Source organism: Prevotella sp. P5-126, from assembly GCF_002251185.1.
Lineage (GTDB): Bacteria > Bacteroidota > Bacteroidia > Bacteroidales > Bacteroidaceae > Prevotella.
Window position 1 is genome coordinate 1 of the sequence record NZ_NPIZ01000049.1, and the last position, 1,775, is coordinate 1,775.

The window sequence follows — 1,775 nt, forward strand, 5'->3', positions numbered from 1 at the left end:
TGACAAGCACTGAAGGAAGAGTTCTTTGAAAGATTTACATAAAACAGAGAAGTAGTAGTACAAGAAGCGAGACTTACTTTTTATGAGTACAGTCTTGGGTGAATTTACGAACCGTCGATTTTTAGGAATCAAGGTGCTTTATGATCCATGATACTACCGGATATGAGATTCGTTCTGAACAGAGACACGACACTTCTTTAAGAAGTATCAAAGATATTTTTACAATGGAGAGTTTGATCCTGGCTCAGGATGAACGCTAGCTACAGGCTTAACACATGCAAGTCGAGGGGCAGCATTATCGAAGCTTGCTTTGATAGATGGCGACCGGCGCACGGGTGAGTAACGCGTATCCAACCTTCCCCATAGTCAGGAATAGCCCGGCGAAAGTCGAATTAATGCCTGATGTTTTCCACGGACGGCATCTGATGTGGAACAAAGATTGATCGCTATGGGATGGGGATGCGTCTGATTAGCTTGTTGGCGGGGTAACGGCCCACCAAGGCAACGATCAGTAGGGGTTCTGAGAGGAAGGTCCCCCACATTGGAACTGAGACACGGTCCAAACTCCTACGGGAGGCAGCAGTGAGGAATATTGGTCAATGGGCGGAAGCCTGAACCAGCCAAGTAGCGTGAGGGATGACTGCCCTATGGGTTGTAAACCTCTTTTATAAGGGAATAAAATACGGGACGTGTCCTGTTTTGCATGTACCTTATGAATAAGGACCGGCTAATTCCGTGCCAGCAGCCGCGGTAATACGGAAGGTCCGGGCGTTATCCGGATTTATTGGGTTTAAAGGGAGCGCAGGCGGTCTTATAAGCGTGACGTGAAATGCAGCGGCTCAACCGTATGATGTGCGTCGCGAACTGTGAGACTTGAGTGTATTCGATGTCAGCGGAATTTGTGGTGTAGCGGTGAAATGCTTAGATATCACGAAGAACTCCGATTGCGAAGGCAGCTGACAAGGCTACAACTGACGCTAAAGCTCGAAAGTGCGGGTATCGAACAGGATTAGATACCCTGGTAGTCCGCACGGTAAACGATGGATGCCCGGTGTTTGCGATATACAGTGAGCGCCCAAGCGAAAGCGTTAAGCATCCCACCTGGGGAGTACGCCGGCAACGGTGAAACTCAAAGGAATTGACGGGGGCCCGCACAAGCGGAGGAACATGTGGTTTAATTCGATGATACGCGAGGAACCTTACCCGGGCTTGAACTGTAGGCGAACGATCCAGAGATGGTGAGGCCCTTCGGGGCGCCTATGGAGGTGCTGCATGGTTGTCGTCAGCTCGTGCCGTGAGGTGTCGGCTTAAGTGCCATAACGAGCGCAACCCCTCTCTTCAGTTGCCATCAGGTTATGCTGGGCACTCTGGAGACACTGCCACCGTAAGGTGTGAGGAAGGTGGGGATGACGTCAAATCAGCACGGCCCTTACGTCCGGGGCTACACACGTGTTACAATGGGTGGTACAGAGAGTTGGGTGTACGCAAGTGCATTCTAATCAAGAAAGCCATCCTCAGTTCGGACTGGGGTCTGCAACCCGACCCCACGAAGCTGGATTCGCTAGTAATCGCGCATCAGCCATGGCGCGGTGAATACGTTCCCGGGCCTTGTACACACCGCCCGTCAAGCCATGAAAGCTGGGGGCACCTGAAGTCCGTGACCGCAAGGGTCGGCCTAGGGTGAAACCGGTGATTGGGGCTAAGTCGTAACAAGGTAGCCGTACCGGAAGGTGCGGCTGGAACACCTCCTTTCTGGAGACGGATCTTAGATAATT

General features: G+C 51.7%; 1 rRNA gene. It reads left to right on the plus strand.

The features are described 5' to 3' along the window. Positions 1-221 precede the first annotated feature (221 nt). Positions 222-1,752, plus strand: a 16S ribosomal RNA gene (locus CIK90_RS04445). Positions 1,753-1,775: the final 23 nt, after the last annotated feature.